General features: G+C 73.3%; 15 protein-coding genes. 9 read left to right on the top strand and 6 right to left on the bottom strand.

What is annotated here, in order from left to right; all coding sequences use genetic code 11:
- Positions 1-208: 208 nt before the first annotated feature.
- A complete protein-coding gene (locus ACTFTM_RS23610; protein WP_449562651.1) occupies positions 209-1,069 on the top strand; it encodes a DUF308 domain-containing protein in 861 nt (286 codons plus the stop codon).
- Between the two features lie 246 nt (positions 1,070-1,315).
- Positions 1,316-2,788, top strand: coding sequence for an alpha,alpha-trehalose-phosphate synthase (UDP-forming) (locus ACTFTM_RS23615; protein ID WP_449562652.1), 1,473 nt, complete (start codon positions 1,316-1,318; stop codon positions 2,786-2,788).
- A gap of 13 nt (positions 2,789-2,801) precedes the next feature.
- Here the strand turns inward: ACTFTM_RS23615 and ACTFTM_RS23620 are convergent, their stop codons facing one another.
- The 6 genes from ACTFTM_RS23620 to ACTFTM_RS23645 all read right to left on the bottom strand — a co-directional run bounded on the left by ACTFTM_RS23620 (position 2,802) and on the right by ACTFTM_RS23645 (position 8,043).
- Entirely contained in the window at positions 2,802-3,596 is a 795-nt protein-coding gene (locus tag ACTFTM_RS23620) for an alpha/beta hydrolase (RefSeq protein WP_449566711.1), read from the bottom strand.
- A gap of 14 nt (positions 3,597-3,610) precedes the next feature.
- Positions 3,611-5,017, bottom strand: a complete 1,407-nt coding sequence (locus ACTFTM_RS23625) for a flavin-containing monooxygenase (RefSeq protein WP_449562653.1) — start codon at positions 5,015-5,017, stop codon at positions 3,611-3,613.
- A gap of 114 nt (positions 5,018-5,131) precedes the next feature.
- Positions 5,132-5,824 (bottom strand): endonuclease/exonuclease/phosphatase family protein, encoded by a 693-nt coding sequence (locus ACTFTM_RS23630; RefSeq protein WP_449562654.1) that lies wholly within the window; start codon positions 5,822-5,824, stop codon positions 5,132-5,134.
- Positions 5,825-5,836: 12 nt separating this feature from the next.
- A complete protein-coding gene (locus ACTFTM_RS23635) occupies positions 5,837-6,784 on the bottom strand; it encodes an ROK family glucokinase (RefSeq protein ID WP_449562655.1) in 948 nt (315 codons plus the stop codon).
- A gap of 79 nt (positions 6,785-6,863) precedes the next feature.
- Complete coding sequence (locus ACTFTM_RS23640; protein ID WP_449562656.1) at positions 6,864-7,556, bottom strand: hypothetical protein; 693 nt, start codon at positions 7,554-7,556, stop codon at positions 6,864-6,866.
- Positions 7,557-7,587: 31 nt separating this feature from the next.
- Positions 7,588-8,043, bottom strand: a complete 456-nt coding sequence (locus tag ACTFTM_RS23645; RefSeq protein ID WP_449562657.1) for an SRPBCC family protein — start codon at positions 8,041-8,043, stop codon at positions 7,588-7,590.
- Positions 8,044-8,198: 155 nt separating this feature from the next.
- On the opposite strand from ACTFTM_RS23645, the gene ACTFTM_RS23650 reads away from it, so the two are divergent.
- The 7 genes from ACTFTM_RS23650 (at position 8,199) to ACTFTM_RS23680 (ending at position 16,457) form a co-directional block, all read left to right on the top strand.
- Complete coding sequence (locus ACTFTM_RS23650) at positions 8,199-10,016, top strand: AMP-dependent synthetase/ligase (RefSeq protein ID WP_449562658.1); 1,818 nt, start codon at positions 8,199-8,201, stop codon at positions 10,014-10,016.
- Between the two features lie 14 nt (positions 10,017-10,030).
- Positions 10,031-11,722: a sensor histidine kinase gene (locus ACTFTM_RS23655; RefSeq protein WP_449562659.1), complete on the top strand. Its 1,692-nt coding sequence runs from the start codon at positions 10,031-10,033 to the stop codon at positions 11,720-11,722.
- A gap of 7 nt (positions 11,723-11,729) precedes the next feature.
- The gene (locus tag ACTFTM_RS23660; RefSeq protein ID WP_007072219.1) at positions 11,730-12,398 is read left to right on the top strand and encodes a response regulator transcription factor; all 669 of its coding nucleotides are present in this window, start codon (positions 11,730-11,732) and stop codon (positions 12,396-12,398) included.
- Between the two features lie 189 nt (positions 12,399-12,587).
- A complete protein-coding gene (locus ACTFTM_RS23665; RefSeq protein ID WP_449562660.1) occupies positions 12,588-13,397 on the top strand; it encodes an SAM-dependent methyltransferase in 810 nt (269 codons plus the stop codon).
- Positions 13,372-15,135, top strand: coding sequence for a putative bifunctional diguanylate cyclase/phosphodiesterase (locus ACTFTM_RS23670; protein WP_449562661.1), 1,764 nt, complete (start codon positions 13,372-13,374; stop codon positions 15,133-15,135). The genes ACTFTM_RS23665 and ACTFTM_RS23670 overlap by 26 nt, the downstream gene beginning before the upstream one ends.
- A 71-nt stretch (positions 15,136-15,206) precedes the next feature.
- Positions 15,207-15,788, top strand: coding sequence for a TetR/AcrR family transcriptional regulator (locus ACTFTM_RS23675; protein WP_449562662.1), 582 nt, complete (start codon positions 15,207-15,209; stop codon positions 15,786-15,788).
- Between the two features lie 12 nt (positions 15,789-15,800).
- A complete protein-coding gene (locus ACTFTM_RS23680; RefSeq protein WP_449562663.1) occupies positions 15,801-16,457 on the top strand; it encodes a lysophospholipid acyltransferase family protein in 657 nt (218 codons plus the stop codon).
- Positions 16,458-16,465 lie beyond the last annotated feature (8 nt).

The raw sequence follows: 16,465 nt of genomic DNA on the forward strand, positions 1-16,465 counted from the left end.
GACGATCTCCGAGATCGCACGTCTCGCGCAACAACGGACAAAGAGCCACCGCCGTGACCAGCGGGAGCGCCCCCGACTTTCCAAGACGCGACACAACGCACTCCCGGAACCGGCCCCTGACGTGTCACGATTCAGAGCACGACGTGCGCACGGACGTCGAGGGGGCAGGGGTGGCCGCGCCGCAGGGCGCGTTGAGGAGGATGGCCGGGTGTCAGCGGGTGGGGCCCGCCGGGGACGGCGGGACAACGGGCTCGACGCGAACGAGTACGCCGTCGTCGGCGACGTCGATCCGCGCGTCGGCGAGCACCTGCTCGACGTGCTGGCCGCCGGCGGGATCGCCGCCTACCTGCAACCGTCGGCCGACCTCAACCCGGTCACCCGTACCACCACCGTCCCGGCCCGGCCGGTCGACCGGCTCTACGTCGACCGTTCGCACCTGCGGACCGCCCGCGACTACCTCACCCAGCTCGCCGACGAGAGCACGCCGGAGCAGCCGCCGGCCCGCGACGAACCGGACATCGACGCCGAGTGGGCCCGGATCGTGGCGGGCTTCCACAGCACCTCCTCGACCACCGACGAGCGGCCCTGGCCGGCCGCCGAGGACGTGGACGAGCACGACGACCGGGACACCCGGGACGAGTCGACCGCCGGCCCCCTCGCCCGTTCCGGCGTCGACGAGGCCGGGCCGACCGCGACCGACGTCCGTCGGCTGCCGTCGGCGACCGACTTCTCCGGGATCTCGGTCGGCCGGAACACCCGGGGCGACGAGCCCTCGCTGCTGGACGGTCTGGACACCTTCGGCGCCGACCTGCCGGATGACGACGACGACACCTACCACCCGCCCCCGCCGCCACCGCTGCCCCGCGTCTCCAAGTACGCGGTGGTCGGCGCGCTCGCGGTGGTCGTCGGGTTCGTGCTCTTCCTCTTTCCGTCGCTGCTCCCGGTGGACCGCTCGGCGGTCACCCTGTTCGGCTTCACGGGCATCCTGGCCGGCTTCGTCACGCTGATCTGGCGACTGCGTCCCGGCGACGAGGAAGACGACGACCCGGACAACGGCGCCGTCGTCTAACGGCCTGTTTCATAAGAACTGGCCGGCCTGCGGCGGGTCCGGGCGGCGATCCGGCAAGGCTCAGCCGCCCTTATGGAACGGGCCCTACCCCGGCCCGCATCGCGGGACACGACCGCCCTCACTCGGCGCGTAACAGTGGTGTAACTTACTGTCAGTAGGAATACCGCTGTACGTCACTTCCCCCGCTGACTGACCGGTTTTCCCTTGCTCGTGGCGGTCAGTCCTTTGCTGATCGGAATGCCCGAGATGCGACAGAGTTCCCTCGTGGTGGTGGCCAACCGCCTCCCCATCGACGACAACCAGGCCCCGGACGGCGCCTGCGAGTGGCGACGCAGCCCCGGAGGGCTGGTCAGCGCGCTGCACCCGCTGCTGCGACACACCCCGGCGATCTGGGTCGGCTGGGCCGGCGGCACCGGTCCGGCGCCCGCACTACCGGACGTGGACGGCGTCCACATGCACACCGTCGCCCTCACCCAGGAGGACCTGCGCGACCACTACGAGGGCTTCGCCAACGCCACCCTCTGGCCGCTCTACCACGACGCCGTCGAGCAACCCGAGCACCACCGGCGCTGGTGGGAGGCGTACCAGCGGGTCAACCAGCGGTTCGCGGAGGCGACCGCCGAGGTGGCCGAACCGGGTGGCGTGGTCTGGATACAGGACTACCACCTGCAACTCGTACCCGGGCTGCTGCGCGCGCTCCGCCCCGACCTGCGCATCGGCTTCTTCCTGCACGTGCCGTTCCCGCCACCGGAGCTGTTCATGCAGCTACCGCGCCGCGCCGAGCTGCTGCGCGGCATGCTCGGGGCCGACCTGGTGGGCTTCCAACGCGCCCAGGCGGCGCACAACTTCGCCCAACTGGTCACCCGGGTGCTGGAGCTGCCCGCCACCGACCGTCGGATCGGGATCGACGACCGGGTGGTGCGCATCGGCGCGTTCCCCGTCTCGATCGACACGGCCGAGATGGCCGCCCTCGCCGCCCGCCCCGACGTGGCCGCCCGGGCCCGCCGCCTGCGGCAGGATCTCGGCGATCCCCGACAGGTCATCCTCAGCGTCGACCGGATGGACTACACCAAGGGCATCGAGCAGCGGCTCAAGGCGTACAGCGAACTGCTCGCCAGCGGCGACGTCAAGGTCCGCGACACGGTCCTCGTCCAGGTCGCCATGCCGAGCCGGGAACGCGTCGGCCAGTACCAGATCCTGCGCGAACGCATCGAACGCGAGGTGGGCCGGATCAACGGCGAGTTCGGACGGGTCGGCGAGCCGGCCATCCACTACCTCACCCAGCCCTTCGACCGGGCCGAGCTGGCGGCGCTCTACCGGGTCGCCGACGTGATGGCGGTGACCCCGCTGCGCGACGGCATGAACCTGGTCGCCAAGGAGTACGTCGCCGCCCGGGTGGACGACACCGGCGCGTTGCTGCTCAGCGAGTTCGCCGGCACCGCCGCCGAGCTGTCCCAGGCGTACCTGGTGAACCCGCACGACCTGGAGGGACTCAAGCAGGCGCTGCGCACGGCGCTGCGGGCCGACCCCGCGGACGTCACCGACCGCATGCGGGCGATGCGCGCCCACCTGCACGAGCACGACATCCGGGCCTGGGCCCGCTCCTACCTGAGCGCCCTGGACGAGACGGGCGCGCTGGTCGGTCGCCTCACCAGCACCGACGGCGCCGCACGGGTGCCGCACCCGGCGACCCGGACGACCCAGCACGCCGGCGGCTGACCGGGACGCCGGGTCACCGGCCGGCGGGCTCCTTCTCCAACCAGTCCAGGATCGCGTCGATCGGCTCGGCCCAGCGCGCGTCGAGCATCAGGTCGTGCCCCATGCCGGGGAAGAGCAGCGGCGCCGAGCCGTACCGGCGGGCGACCCGCGTCAACGTCGACGCCGGCACCACCCGGTCGTCCGGGCTGCCCAGCACCAGGACCGGAGGCTCGCCCACGGCCGGCTCGGCCTGCGGCTCGCCCAGCAACGCCCACTGCGCGCGCCGACCGGCCCGACCCAGTCGCGCCACGTAGCGGCGGGCCTCCTCGTCGGGCAGCTCCCGGCTGAACAGCTGCGTGCGGCTGAGCCGCAGCGGCCCGCCGAACACCGCCGGCAGCGTCCCGGCCGGGTTGCGGCGCACCGCCGTCCCGAAGACCCCCCAGCCGCCGAAGACCGGCGCCACCAGCACCGCGCCGCGCGCCGGGTAGCGCGCCATCGCGTGGGCCACCACGAGCGCCCCGGCGCCGTGCCCCACCAGCACCGCCTGGCGCGGCAGGCTCGCGGCCACCTGGGTCACATCATGGGCGTACGCCCGCAGCGTCGCCTCCGGCGCCGGCTCGCTGCCGCCGTGCCCCCGCAGGCTCAGCGCGTACGCCGGGAAGCCCCGCGACGCGGCGTGGCCCAGCCAGTGCTCGGCGAACGCCCACGCGCCGTGCCCGAACCCGGGAACGAACAGCAGCGGCGGACGCCCCTGCTCCACCTCGGGTACGGCGCTGAGCACCTCACGGCGCGCCGGCCGGACCGGACGAGCCCACTCCCGGCCCCGCATGATCCGCAGCTCGCTCACTTGCCCTCCAGGTCGACCAGGGCGCGCTGGACGGCGCGCAGGTAGTCGGCGTGCCCGACCTCGAACCAGTGCCGGCTGCTGTCCTTGACCTGACCCGCGTAGCGCTCCCCCGCCCGGTCCCGTACCCGCTGCGCGAAGGCCGCGGCCCGCTCGGGTCGGTCCCGTCGAGCCCGCAGCAGCCGCGCGAAGAGCACCGTCTGCCAGTGCGACAGGGTGAACAGGCCGGAGTCGGGCTGCACCAGGCCGGCGACGGCAAGCGTGGGGTGCCCCGGCGTGAAGGCGTTGAGCCAGAGCGTCGGACGGCCGGTGCCGGCGCTGTCACCGAAGACCGACGCGTCCAGGAACTCGAAACGCGGCAGGTAGCCGGTGGCGAAAATGACCAGCTCAGGGTCGATCTCGCGGCCGTCGGCCAGCTCGACGGCGTACGGGCGGAAGCGGGCGACGTCGGGCACCGGGCCGATCCCGCCGTGGCCCACGTAGTAGACGAGCTGGCTGTTGGCGATCGGGTGTGTCTCGTACACCCGGTGGTCGGGCTTGGGCAGCCCGAAGCGGGTCAGGTTGCCGACGGTCAACCGCATCGTCCAGTGGTAGAGCCACTGGCGGACCCGCAGCGGCACCCGCAGTGACAGCAGCGCGTCGTTGATCTGGTCGGCCGGACGGCCCAGGACGTACTTCGGGGCGTACCAGTAGCCGCGCCGGGTGGAGTGCCAGCAGCGCGACGCCTGCTGGGCGGCCTCGACGGCGATGTCACATCCGGTGTTGCCGGCGCCGACCACGAGCACCCGCTTGCCGCGCAGCTGCGCCGGGTCCTTGTAGGACGACGCGTGCATGATCTCGCCGCGGAACTCCTCCAGGCCCTCGTAGCGGGGCAGCTTCGGCGACCAGTTGTGCCCGTTGGCGATCACCACGGCGGCGTAGCGGGAGGTGCGTTCCGGGCCGTACCCGCCGGTGGAGCGTGTCGTCACGTCCCACCGCTCCCCCGGCGCGGGCTCGACCCGGACGACCTCGGTGCCGAACCAGATGTGCGAACGCAGGTCGAAGTGGTCGGCGTACCGCTCGAAGTACGACAGGAGCTGGCTGTGGTGGGGGTAGTCCGGCCAGGAGTCCGGCATCGGGAAGTCGGGAAACTGGGTGAACGGCTTCGACGAGATCAGGTGAGTGCTGGCGTACACCGGGCTGCGGTCGTGCCGCCAGTTCCAGGCGCCGCCGACGCCGGTCTCACGTTCGTAACAGTCCACCCCGAATCCCTGCTCGCGCAGGTTCTTGATGGCTGCCAGGCCACTGGCCCCGGCCCCGATGACGCAGACCGTGTCGCCCCGGTCGGAGAGCGTGCGGCCGTCGCGGCTCTGCGCGGACGGGATCGCATCCGGGTCGGGCCGGCCCTGGTCGGTGGAGGTGGACACCGGAACATCTCCTTTTGTGCGGCACGGGTGCCGTTCGCCGCGAAATCTTCTCCACATCGGAGCCGGATGTCCAGCCCCGGCGCGGACCGATCGGCGGGTCCCGACCGGTGGGGGTCAGGCCGTGGCGGGCAGCAGCAGGTCGACGAGGACCGGGAAGTGGTCACTCGCCCGGCGGGTCTGCGGGGTGTCCACCACGTCGTAGTCGACCACCGTGATCCGGGGATCGACGAAGAGCGCGTCGATGCGCCGCCGCGGGTCGGCGCACGAGTAGGTGAGCCGTTCCGCCCGGTCGGCGGCGACCGCCGCGTCGGTCAGGCCGCGCGCCACCGTCGCCCAGGCCGGCCCGTCCGGCCCCTCGTTCAGGTCGGCCCCCGCCACCACCGGAGTGCTCGCCGCCTCCAGGCCGCGCCGGAACTCGGCGGCCTGCGCGGGCCGCTCCGCCGGGTCGGTGGACAGGTGCGAGCCGGCGAGCGTGAAGCGGGCGTCGCCGACCCGGCAGTCGGCGTACGCGGCGCCGCGCAGGTGCCGGCCGGGGGTCAACGGGAAGCGCTGACAACGGGTGTCGCGCACCTGCACCCGCAGGCTGGTCAGCAGCAGGTTGCCCAGGGCGGGCAGACCTCCGGCGGCGACCACCAGGCCGAACGACTCGGCCAGCGTGGCGGACTTCTGCCGCCACCGGAACCGGCGGGGTCCCTCCTGCACGATCACGACGTCCGGTTTCGCGGCCCGGACGACCGCCGCCAGCGCGGCGGTGTCGTCGCGCTGGCTGTGGATGTTGTACGACACCACCCGCAGCGGCACGCCCATTCCCCGACCGCCTCAGATCCGGCGGGCCAGGTCGGCCGCGCCGATCACACCGGCGCTGTTGCCCAGCTCGGCGGGGAGCACTTCGGCCACGGGCAGGCGACCTCGCTGCGCCAGCGCGTCGAGGTACGAGCGACGCGTCGGACCGAGCAGCAGGTCACCGGCGTCGATCACGCCGCCGCCGACGACCAGGGTCTGCGGATCGAGGATCTGCGCCATGTCGGCGAGGCTGGTGCCCAGCCACCGGCCGATCTGCGCGAACGCCTCGGCGGAGACCGGGTCGCCGCCCTGCGCGGCGGCGGTCACCATGTGGCCGGTGATCGCCTCGGGCTCGCCGCCGGCCAGCTCCAGCAGCGCGGTGGCCCGCTGCGGCTCCTGTCGGGCGCCGGCGCGGGCGAAGCGGACCAGGGCGCTGCCGCTGGCGTACTGCTCGATGCAGCCGAGCCGCCCGCAGCCGCACTGGTGCCCGTCCGGCACGGCCAGCATGTGGCCCAGCTCCGCGGCGATGCCGTGCGCGCCGCGCATCAGCTCGCCGCCGAGGACGATGCCACCGCCGACGCCGGTGCCGATGGTGAACATGATCATCGAGTCGTCGGCGGCGCGGGCGGCGCCGTAGCGGAACTCGGCCCACGCGGCCACGTTGGCGTCGTTCTCCACGATCACCGGGAGGCCGACGGCGCTGCTGACGTACTCGCGCAGCGGCTCGTCGCGCCAGGCCAGGTTGGGGGCGAAGAGCACGGTGGAGCGGCTGGCGTCGATCCAGCCGGCCGCGCCGATGCCGACGGCCTCGATCGTCCGACCGGCGGCCAGCTCGTCGACCAGCTCGATGATGACGTCGCGGGTCTTCGCGACGTCGTCGGCGGGGGTGTCCCGTCGGCTCTGCACGAGGACCGCGCCGGTGTCGTCCACGACACCGCCGGCCACCTTCGTGCCACCCACGTCGACTCCGATGGTCAGCGTCACCGCCGCCGCTCCCCTCTGCTGTGCTGTCCGGCTCGCGCGCGCCACGAGGCACGCCGGTCCGGATCGCGATGTCCCGCGCTCAGGCGCCGCCGCCCGGCGCGTCCGCGCCGGTGTCGTCGGACGCCCGCGAAGCGGGCACCACGGGTCGGCTGGTCGGCACCGGCGCGGCCACCGCCCCGGCGTCGTCGACGGGTGCCGCGGTGGTCGGGGCGGAGGTGTCCGCCGACCGGGTGGCGACCGACCAGACATCCCGCTCCGGCGCCGGTTGGGAATCATGCCCGGTGCGGGTGGCATCGCGCCACACGTGCTCGTCGACGGCCTCGGCCGAGCGGGCGGTCGGGGCGGCCCGCGGGGCCTCGCGGTCGTCGCTCGTGGGGGGCGCCGCCTGCGACGACGTGGACGGCTCCGGCACGGTCGTCGCGGTCGGCTCCGGCGGCGCGAACGCGCGGAGCAGGCTGGCCACGCCGGCGGCGAGGTCGCCCGCGCCGGTGGCGAGGCGTTCGGCGAATTCCGGACTCGGGTCGCGCAACGCGGCGATGCCACGACAGACCGGGCAGACGCAGCATTCGGCCGAACCGGTGGCGAAACCACCGGCGGTACGGCCGCCGCCGCCCGGAGCGGAACTGTGACCGAGGACACCGGCCACCATGCCGCCCAACGGGCCGAACGCCCCGCCCCCCGACCCGCTGGACGCCAGGCGCGCCCCCGCGAGCAGGGCGGCTACCAGACGCTCCGCCTCTTCCCGGGCCGAACCCGGGTCCGTTCCGCCCACCCTCGGCTCCTCTACCCTGCCGCCGGACGCGTCACTGCGCCGCACCGGGTGCTTCTACCCGGCGCTTGAGCTGCTTCAACGCGGTATCCATGATCATTTTCTCGGCCTTGCGCCGAAACATGCCGAGCATCCCCACGGACAGCTCGACCTCCAGCGTGTACGTCACCGTTGTCGTCCCGTCCGGGTTCGCCACCAGGTCGTACGAGCCACGCTGGCTCTTCTGCATCTTCGAGGGGGCGACCAGGTGCCACTGCACGCGGGACAGGTCCTCGGCGTACTCGTAGGCGAGCACGTACTCGTCGGCCATCACCCCGGCGTCGATGGTGAAACGCACCTGGCTGGCGTAGCCGTCCTCGTACTCCTCGATCACCTCGGCGCCGCGGACCGCCTCGGTCCACTCGGGGTAGCTCGGGAAGTCGCAGATGACCGCCGCCACCCGCTCGGGTGACGCGCCGATGATGATCGACTGGGTGGAGGAGTCCGCCATGGGGGGAGGCTACCCGGCTGACGCCGCCCGCACCCCGCGCCGCCCCCGCCGCGCCCTGCCTACCCCACCCGAAACGCCCGCCGGGTAGGTTTCGACAGAGCCGATGCCCTCGGGCGATGTTCGGCCCGGGCCAGTGCGAGCACGAAGGAGTGCAGGTGCGCGAGTTCTCCGTTCCGCCGATCGTCACCGTTGGCGACGCGGCCAACCTCACCGATCCGGTGTGGGACAACGCCGAGATCGCGCCGGACACCGTCCAGTTCGCCCGCGCCACCCGCTCCACCGACGGCGGCACCACCACCACCTGGGTCGAGGTGACCTGCCTGGCGTTCCGCGACGAGGTGGCGGCCGTGGCCCGGGGCCTGATCGCCGCCGGCATCGAGCCGGGCGCCCGGGTCGCCCTGATGAGCCGGACCCGCTACGAGTGGACGCTGATCGACTACGCGATCTGGGCGGCCGGCGCGGTCACCGTTCCGATCTACGAGACCTCCAGCGCCGAGCAGGCCGCCTGGATCATCGCCGACTCCGGCGCGGTCGCCGCCGTCGTGGAGACCGGCGCGCACGCCGACCTGGTCGCCGGTGTCCGCGACCGCCTGCCCGAGCTGACGAACGTCTGGCAGATCGACCAGGGCGCGGTCGACGAGCTGGTTCGCGCGGGCACGGCCGTCGAGTTGGCCGAGGTGGAGCAGCGCCGCAAGGCCGTCCGCGCCGACGACCTGGCCACCATCATCTACACCAGCGGCACCACCGGCCGCCCCAAGGGCTGCGTGCTGACCCACCGCAACATGTACGCCGACATCGCCAACGCCGTGCCGGTGCTGCCGAACCTGTTCAACGCCGGCGCGAGCACCCTGCTCTTCCTGCCGCTGGCGCACGCCTTCGCCCGGCTCATCCAGATCGGCGTGGTGCAGGCGCGGGCCACCCTCGCGCACTGCGCCGACACCAAGAACCTGGTCGGCGAACTGCAGGAGTTCCGCCCGACCTTCGTGCTGTCCGTACCCCGGGTGTTCGAGAAGGTCTACAACGCGGCCAAGCAGAAGGCCGAGGCCGACGGCAAGGGCGGCGTCTTCGCCCGCGCCGAGCAGGTCGCCATCGCGTACAGCGAGGCCCTGGAGACCCCGCGCGGGCCGGGCCTGGCGCTGCGCGCCCAGCACGCGGTCTTCGACCGGCTCGTCTACCGCAAGCTGCGCGCCGCGCTCGGCGGTCGGTGCCGCGACGCCATCTCCGGCGGCGCGCCCCTGGGCGCGCGGCTCGGTCACTTCTTCCGCGGCATCGGCGTGACGGTCCTGGAGGGGTACGGGTTGACCGAGACGTCGCCCGCCGCCGCCGCGAACCTGCCGACCGGCACCCGGATCGGAACCGTCGGCCGGCCGCTGCCCGGCGTGACCGTCCGGATCGAGGACGACGGCGAAATCCTGATCTCCGGCGAGCTGATCTTCCAGGGCTACTGGCACAACGAGGCGGCGACCACGGAGGCGCTCAGCCCCGACGGCTGGTTCCGCACGGGTGACCTGGGCCAGCTCGACGCCGACGGCTACCTGAGCATCACCGGCCGCAAGAAGGAGCTGATCGTGACCGCCGGCGGCAAGAACGTCGCCCCGGCGGTGCTGGAGGACCAGGTCCGGGCGCACCCGCTGATCAGCCAGTGCGTCGTCGTCGGGGACGCGAAGCCGTTCATCGCGGCGCTTGTCACCATCGACGAGGAGGCGCTGCCGGCCTTCCTGGCGAACGCCGGACTGCCCCCGGAGACCCCGATGGAGACGCTGCGCGAGCACGAGGGCCTGCGCGCCGAGGTGCAGTCCGCGATCGACACCGCGAACCGGGCCGTGTCGAAGGCTGAGGCGATCAAGGTCTTCCGGATCCTGCCCCGCGACTTCACCGAGGCCACCGGCGAGCTGACCCCGTCGCTCAAGGTCAAGCGGCAGGTCGTCCACAAGACGTACGCGGCGGAGATCGCCGACATCTACCGCGGCTGACTACGATCCGTCACGTGCCCGCATCCACAACCGCCGCCCCACACCCGCATCCTCTCGCCGCGGCCGCCCGCCTGGTGATGCTGGCGCTGGTCGCGATCCTGACCCTGTTCGCCACCCGCGACGTCACCCAGCTGTGGTGGATCGCGCTGCTGGCGGTCGCCGGGCTGCCCTCCCTGCTCGCGCCGCAGCACCGGCTGATCGGGCCGCTGAGCCGGGTCGCCGAGGTGGTGGTGCTGGGGCTGGCCGCGAGCCAGGTCGCCGCGGTCGCGTCGATCGGCGGCACGGTCGACGGGCTCGGCGCCTCCGCCGTGCTGCCCTACCTGGCGGTGCCGGTGACCGTCACCGCCCTGCGCCGCCGCTTCCGCGAGGGCGCGGCGCTGCTCGCGGTGACCGCCGGCACGCTGCTGGTCAGCGGCGCTCTGACCGAGGTCGACGGGGACCGTCAGCTCGGCCAGGTGGGTTACCTCGCGGTCTGCGCGCAGTGGCTGATCCTGGCCGCGCTCGGGCTCTACGCCGCCGGCACGCTGCACCGGGTGATGGCGGTACGCGCCGACGGCAAGCCCCAGCCGTACGCCGAGGCCACCCGCCTGTTGACCCAGCTGCGGACGGTGGCCCGGCAACTGCCCGGGGCGACCCTGGACCCGGGGGGCATCTCCGAGCACCTGATCGAGGAGTTGCGCACGGTGGCCCGGGCGGACCGGGGCGCGGTGCTGTCCGCCAGCGGCGGCGGCCGGCTCGTGGTCCTCGCCCAGGCCGGCGCGGATCGGGTGGACTGGGAGACGACGCTGGACGCGGACTCGGCTATCGCCGACGCCTGGGCCAGCCAGCAGGCCACCACCGCCGCCCGTTCGCAGTCCCGCTCGCACCGGGGTCCGGACGTGTCCGCGCTGATCGTCCCGCTGGTGGCGGGGGTCCGCACGGTGGGGCTGGTGGTGCTGGAGGCCGATGTCGCGCAGGCGTACCCGCCGCCGGTCGTGTCCCGGGTGACCGCGCTGACCCGCCCGGCCGCGCTGCGGCTGGAGGCGGCGCTGCTGTTCGACGAGGTCCGGTCGCTGGCCACCAACGAGGAGCGCCAGCGGCTGGCCCGGGAGATCCACGACGGGGTGGCGCAGGAGCTGGTGATGGTCGGCTACGGCATCGACAACGCCATGGCCACCGTCTTCGACGACGCGGACGAGACCGCCGAGGCGCTGCGGACGCTGCGCGCCGAGGTGACCCGGGTGATCCAGGAGCTGCGACTGAGCCTCTTCGAGCTGCGCAGCGAGGTGGACCGGCAGGGCGGGCTGGCCGCGGCGATCGCCGAGTACGCCCGCACCGTCGGCGCCTCGGGCGGGTTGCGGGTGCACCTGTCGCTGGACGAGTCCACGGCCCGCCTGCCGGCCGCCACCGAGGCCGAGCTGCTGCGCATCGCCCAGGAGGCGGTGACCAACGCCCGCAAGCACGCCGGGGCGTCGAATTTGTGGGTCACGTGTGAGGTCGACCCCCCGTACGCGCAAATAGAAGTGTCGGATGACGGTCAGGGGATGGCTGACCAGCGCCCCGACGGGCGGTACGGTCTTGCGATCATGGCCGAGAGGGCGGAACGTATCCGGGGCCGGTTGGAGATCAGGCCGCGGCAACCCAGCGGCACGACCGTGGCGGTGGTTCTCGGCACCTCGTCCCGGCGCGATAACGTGCGTGACAGCGCAGCACCAGAAGGGGAGTAACCCGAGGATGACCACAAGCCCGACACCGGCCACCCGCACCAAGGTCCTCCTTGTCGACGATCATGACCTGATCCGTAAGGGCCTGCGGCACGCCTTCGAGCGTGACCGCCAGTTCGAGGTCGTCGGCGAGGCCGCGACCGCGGCAGAGGGGGTACGCCAGGCCGGCGCCCTCCAGCCGGACGTGGTGATCATGGATTTGCGGCTGCCCGACGGCAGCGGCCTGGAGGCCACCCGCGCGTTGCGCAAGTCCAGCGCGTCGATGGGCATCGTGGTGCTGACCATGTACGCCGGCGATGACCAGCTCTTCGGGGCGTTGGAGGCCGGGGCGAGCGCCTTCGTGCCCAAGACCGCCCCGGCCGACGAGGTCGTGGCCGCCGCGCGGCACGCCGCGTCGTCGCCCAGCGCGTTCACCGCCGCCGACCTGGCCGAGGCGATGAAGCGTCGGCTCGCCCCCTCCGGTCCGCAGCTCTCCCCCCGCGAGGGGCAGGTGCTGCGGCTGCTCGCCGACGGGATGAGCGTGGCGGGCATCGCCAAGCAGCTCTTCGTCAGCGAGTCCACGGCGAAGACGCACATCTCCAAGCTCTACGAGAAGCTCGGCGCCGCCAACCGGGCCCAGGCCCTGATGACCGCGCTGCGACTCGGCCTGCTCGAAGCGCCGGACGCCCCGAAGTTCTGACCCACGCTCGTTCGTCGAGCGGAATCCCGTAACCGAAGGTCCGCGCCGGCTCGCCGCCGGCGCGGACCTTCGCGTATCGACCGACGTCCGCGACGAGTGGACGGGCACGCTATGGTCTGGCGGGTACCGCGGGGGCAGAATACCCGCGCGGGCGGTGACGCCCGCGTCGTGGACTCAAGGGGTGAGCGCATGCAGCGGCCGGACTGGGCGCCCGACACCATCGACATCGAGCGCCCGAGCGTCGCCCGGATGTACGACTACTACCTCGGCGGATCACACAACTTCGCCGCCGACCGGGCTGCCGCGCAGGCGATGGTGGCGGCCGTCCCGGAGGCGCCGCTGGCGGCACAGGCCAACCGGGCGTTCCTGCGCCGGGCGGTCCACCACCTCGCCGAGGCCGGCGTCCGCCAGTTCCTGGACATCGGTTCGGGCATCCCCACGGTCGGCAACGTGCACGAGATCGCCCAGCGGATCGACCCGGCATCGCGGGTGGTCTACGTGGACGTCGATCCGGTCGCGGTGGCGCACAGCCGGGAGATCCTGGCCGGCAACGACCGGGCGGCCATCGTCCAGGAGGACCTGCGGCACCCGGACCGGATCCTGGCGCACCCCGACACGCGTCGGCTGCTCGACCTCAGCCGGCCGGTGGCGGTGATGATCGTGGCCGTCCTGCACTTCGTCCCCGACGACGACCGCCCGGCGGAGTTGCTGGCGACGCTTCGGGACGCGTTGGCGCCCGGCAGCTACCTGGTGCTGTCGCAGGCCAGCGACGACGGCCGCGCCGGGGAGGAACGCGCCGAGGCCGAGCGCGTCTACCGGCGTACCGACAGCCCACTCACCATTCGCAACCGGGCCGAGCTGACCGCCCTCTTCGACGGGTTCGAGCTGGTCGACCCGGGCGTCGTGTGGGTGCCACAGTGGCGACCGGACACTCCCGAGAGCGCGGAGGACGCCGAGCGGGCGGTCTTCATGGGTGGCGTCGGGCGACTCGGTGACTGAGCCGCCCTCGGCGGTCACCCGCCCCGGCACCTTCGCCCGCGCCTGGGCCAAGGCGGTCTCCGGTACGAGCTACCTGCCGATGACACAGGCCCAGCTCGAGGCCCTGCTACAGAGGCTCACCGGGCAGTTGGCCCGGGCCCTGCTCGCCGAGCCGTTCGACCTGCGGGCCGGGCACCGGGTCGGCGCGGAGTTGGTCGCCGCGCACATCGCGTCCGCCGAAGGACTCGGCCGTACCGTCGAGGTGATCCAGCTCCGTCTCGTGCGGGACCTGGGACTGGTGGCCGAGGACGTCGAGGACCGGATGGCCCGACTGCTGGCCGCCGTGGCGACCGGTTACGCCCGCGCGCTGCGGGACCGCACGCTCGACGAGCAGGAGTCCATCCGCCGGGCTGCCATGAAGGCCCGGACGCAGGCCGAACGGGCGCTGCGGGCCAGCGAGGCGCGGTTCCGTCACCAGGCCACCCACGACCCGCTCACCGGGCTGCCCAACCGGACGCTGTTCACCGAGCGGCTGACCGCCGCGCTCAACGAACCGGGCCGGGGCGCCCAGCGCGTCGGGGTGTGCTTCCTGGACCTGGACCGCTTCAAGGTGGTCAACGACAGTCTGGGACACCAGGTCGGCGACCGGCTGCTGACCACGGTGGCCGACCGGCTGCGCCAGGCCCTGGGCGAGCATCTGGTGGCCCGCCTCGGTGGGGACGAGTTCGTCATCCTGGTGGAGGGCGCGGGCGGCACCGACGCGGTCGTGGAGGTCGCCGAGAGCGCTCTGGCCGCGGTCCGGACACCGGTGGTGGTCGACGGGCACGAACTCCAGGTCACGGCGAGCATCGGCATCGTCGAGCGGCAGGTGGCCGGTTCCAGCCCGAGCGACCTGATGCGGGCCGCCGACAGCACCCTGCACTGGGCGAAGTCGGCCGGAGGGGCGCGTTGGGCGCTGTACGACGCCGAGCGCAACCGCCGCGAGCTGGCCCGGTACGCCCTGTCGGCGGCCATCCCGGCAGCGCTGGAGCGGGGCGAGTTCTACCTGGACTACCAGCCCCTGACGTCGCTGCGGGACGGCCGGCTGCTCGGCGTGGAGGCGCTGGTCCGCTGGCGGCACCCGGAGTTGGGCGTCCTGCGGCCGGACAGTTTCATCGCGCTGGCGGAGGAGACCGGTCTGATCGTGCAGCTGGGCGGGTGGGTGCTCGCCGAGGCGTGCCGGGAGGCGGAGGCGTGGTCTGCGGGCGGCGCGCAGGCGCCGTTCGTGAGCGTCAACCTGGCCGTCCGGCAGGTGCACCGACCCGGTCTGGTGGCGGAGGTCCGTACGCTGCTGAGCCAGACCGGCCTGCCGCCCGAACGACTCCAGTTGGAGATCACCGAGAGCACGATGATGAGCAGCGCCAAGGAGCCCGTCCGGGCGCTACGGGTGCTGGCCGACCTGGGCGTACGCATCGCCATCGACGACTTCGGCACCGGCTACAGCAACCTGGCGTACCTGCGGGATCTGCCGGTCACCGAGCTGAAGGTGGCCGGCGAGTTCGTGGCCGGGCTGCGGTCGCCGACGGTGGGGCGTACCGACGAGCGGATCCTCGCCTCGCTGGTGTCGCTGGCGCACGCGCTCGACCTCACGGTGACCGCCGAGGGGGTGGAGACCGCCGGGCAGGCCGAGCGGCTGCGGGCGATCGGTTGCGACGCCGCCCAGGGTTGGCACTTCGGCCGTCCGGCGCCCGCCGACCGCATCCTGGCCCGCATCCGCTGAGCCCGCACGCGCAGCCGCGTCGACACCGATCAGCGTAGACAATGTCTACGGCAACCTGGTAGACACTGTCTATGGACGTGGAGACCGGAGTTCGGGCCCGACTGGTGGCTGCCGGCGTGGACCTGGTGCTGCGCGAGGGCCAGTCCGCGGTGTCCCTGCGGGAGATCGCCCGACGGGCCGGCTTGTCACACGGCGCTCCGCGCCGCTACTTCCCCACCCACGTCGACCTGCTATCGGCCATCGCCCGGGAGGGCTTCGCCGACCTCACCGCCCGGGTCGAGCGGACGATGCACACGGCCGGCGAGGAACCGCGTACCCGGTTGGTCGCGCTGGCCCGGACGTACCTGGACTTCGCCGCGGGGCACCGTGGCATGTTCGAGCTGATGTTCCGCCACGACCTGCTGGCCAGCGGTCGCCTGCGGCTGCGCGAGACGAGCCTGCCGCTGTTCACCCTCCTGACCGACCTGGTCGCCCAGACACGACGGCCGACCGACGCGCCCGCGCCGGTGGTGGCCGGCGCGCTCTGGGCCAACCTGCACGGCATCGCCCAGCTCTGGGCCTGGGGCAGCCTGCCACTGGCCACCGGCGTCAGCGACGACGACACCGTGCTGCGGGCCGCGCTCGACGCGCACCTCGGCCCCGCGCAGAACTGAACCGGAGAAGACGTGCCCCTGCTGTACGACCTCAGCAAACTGACCGTCGGATCGGCCCTGCGGCTGGGCTGGCGACCCCGCGTCGAAGGGCTGGAACACCTGCCCCGCCAGGGCGGCGCGATCCTCGCCAGCAACCACCTGTCCGTCGCCGACCAGGTGTTCCTCGCCTGCCTCACGCCCCGACACGTCACCTTCTGGGCCAAGGCCGAGTACTTCACCGGCAGCTGGCTCACCCGGCAGGTCGTCGCCGGGATGGGCGCCATCCGTGTCGAGCGCGCCGGCGGCCGGGCCGCTCTCACGGCTCTCGACGCGGCCGTGCCGGTGCTGCGCGCCGGCCGCCTCGTCGCCATCTATCCGGAGGGCACCCGGTCCCCGGACGGGCGGCTCTACCGGGGACGGGTCGGCATGACCCGGCTGGCCCGCGACGCCGAGGTGCCGATCGTCCCGGTCGGCGTGCTCGGCACCGCCGAGGTGCTCCCGGTCGACGCGCGGGTTCCCCGCCGGCACCCGGTCACCCTGCGGTTCGGCCCGGCGATCCCGGTCGCCGACCGCATCACCGGGCCGCGCGACGTCCGGACCGTCACCGACGAGGTGATGGCCGCGATCCAGGAGCTGACCAACCAGGAGTACGTCCCCCGCTACGCCCCGCCCCGGCCGGCCCGCCCCTGAGCCGGGGC

It is taken from the genome of Micromonospora sp. RB23, assembly GCF_053585025.1.

Coding starts and splice junctions, on each gene's coding strand:
- ACTFTM_RS23645 (WP_449562657.1), bottom strand. CDS start 8,043: ATGGCGGACTCCTCCACCCAGTCGATCATCATCGGCGCGTCACCCGAG.
- ACTFTM_RS23660 (WP_007072219.1), top strand. CDS start 11,730: ATGACCACAAGCCCGACACCGGCCACCCGCACCAAGGTCCTCCTTGTC.
- ACTFTM_RS23665 (WP_449562660.1), top strand. CDS start 12,588: ATGCAGCGGCCGGACTGGGCGCCCGACACCATCGACATCGAGCGCCCG.
- ACTFTM_RS23615 (WP_449562652.1), top strand. CDS start 1,316: ATGCGACAGAGTTCCCTCGTGGTGGTGGCCAACCGCCTCCCCATCGAC.
- ACTFTM_RS23630 (WP_449562654.1), bottom strand. CDS start 5,824: ATGGGCGTGCCGCTGCGGGTGGTGTCGTACAACATCCACAGCCAGCGC.
- ACTFTM_RS23675 (WP_449562662.1), top strand. CDS start 15,207: ATGGACGTGGAGACCGGAGTTCGGGCCCGACTGGTGGCTGCCGGCGTG.
- ACTFTM_RS23620 (WP_449566711.1), bottom strand. CDS start 3,596: ATGCGGGGCCGGGAGTGGGCTCGTCCGGTCCGGCCGGCGCGCCGTGAG.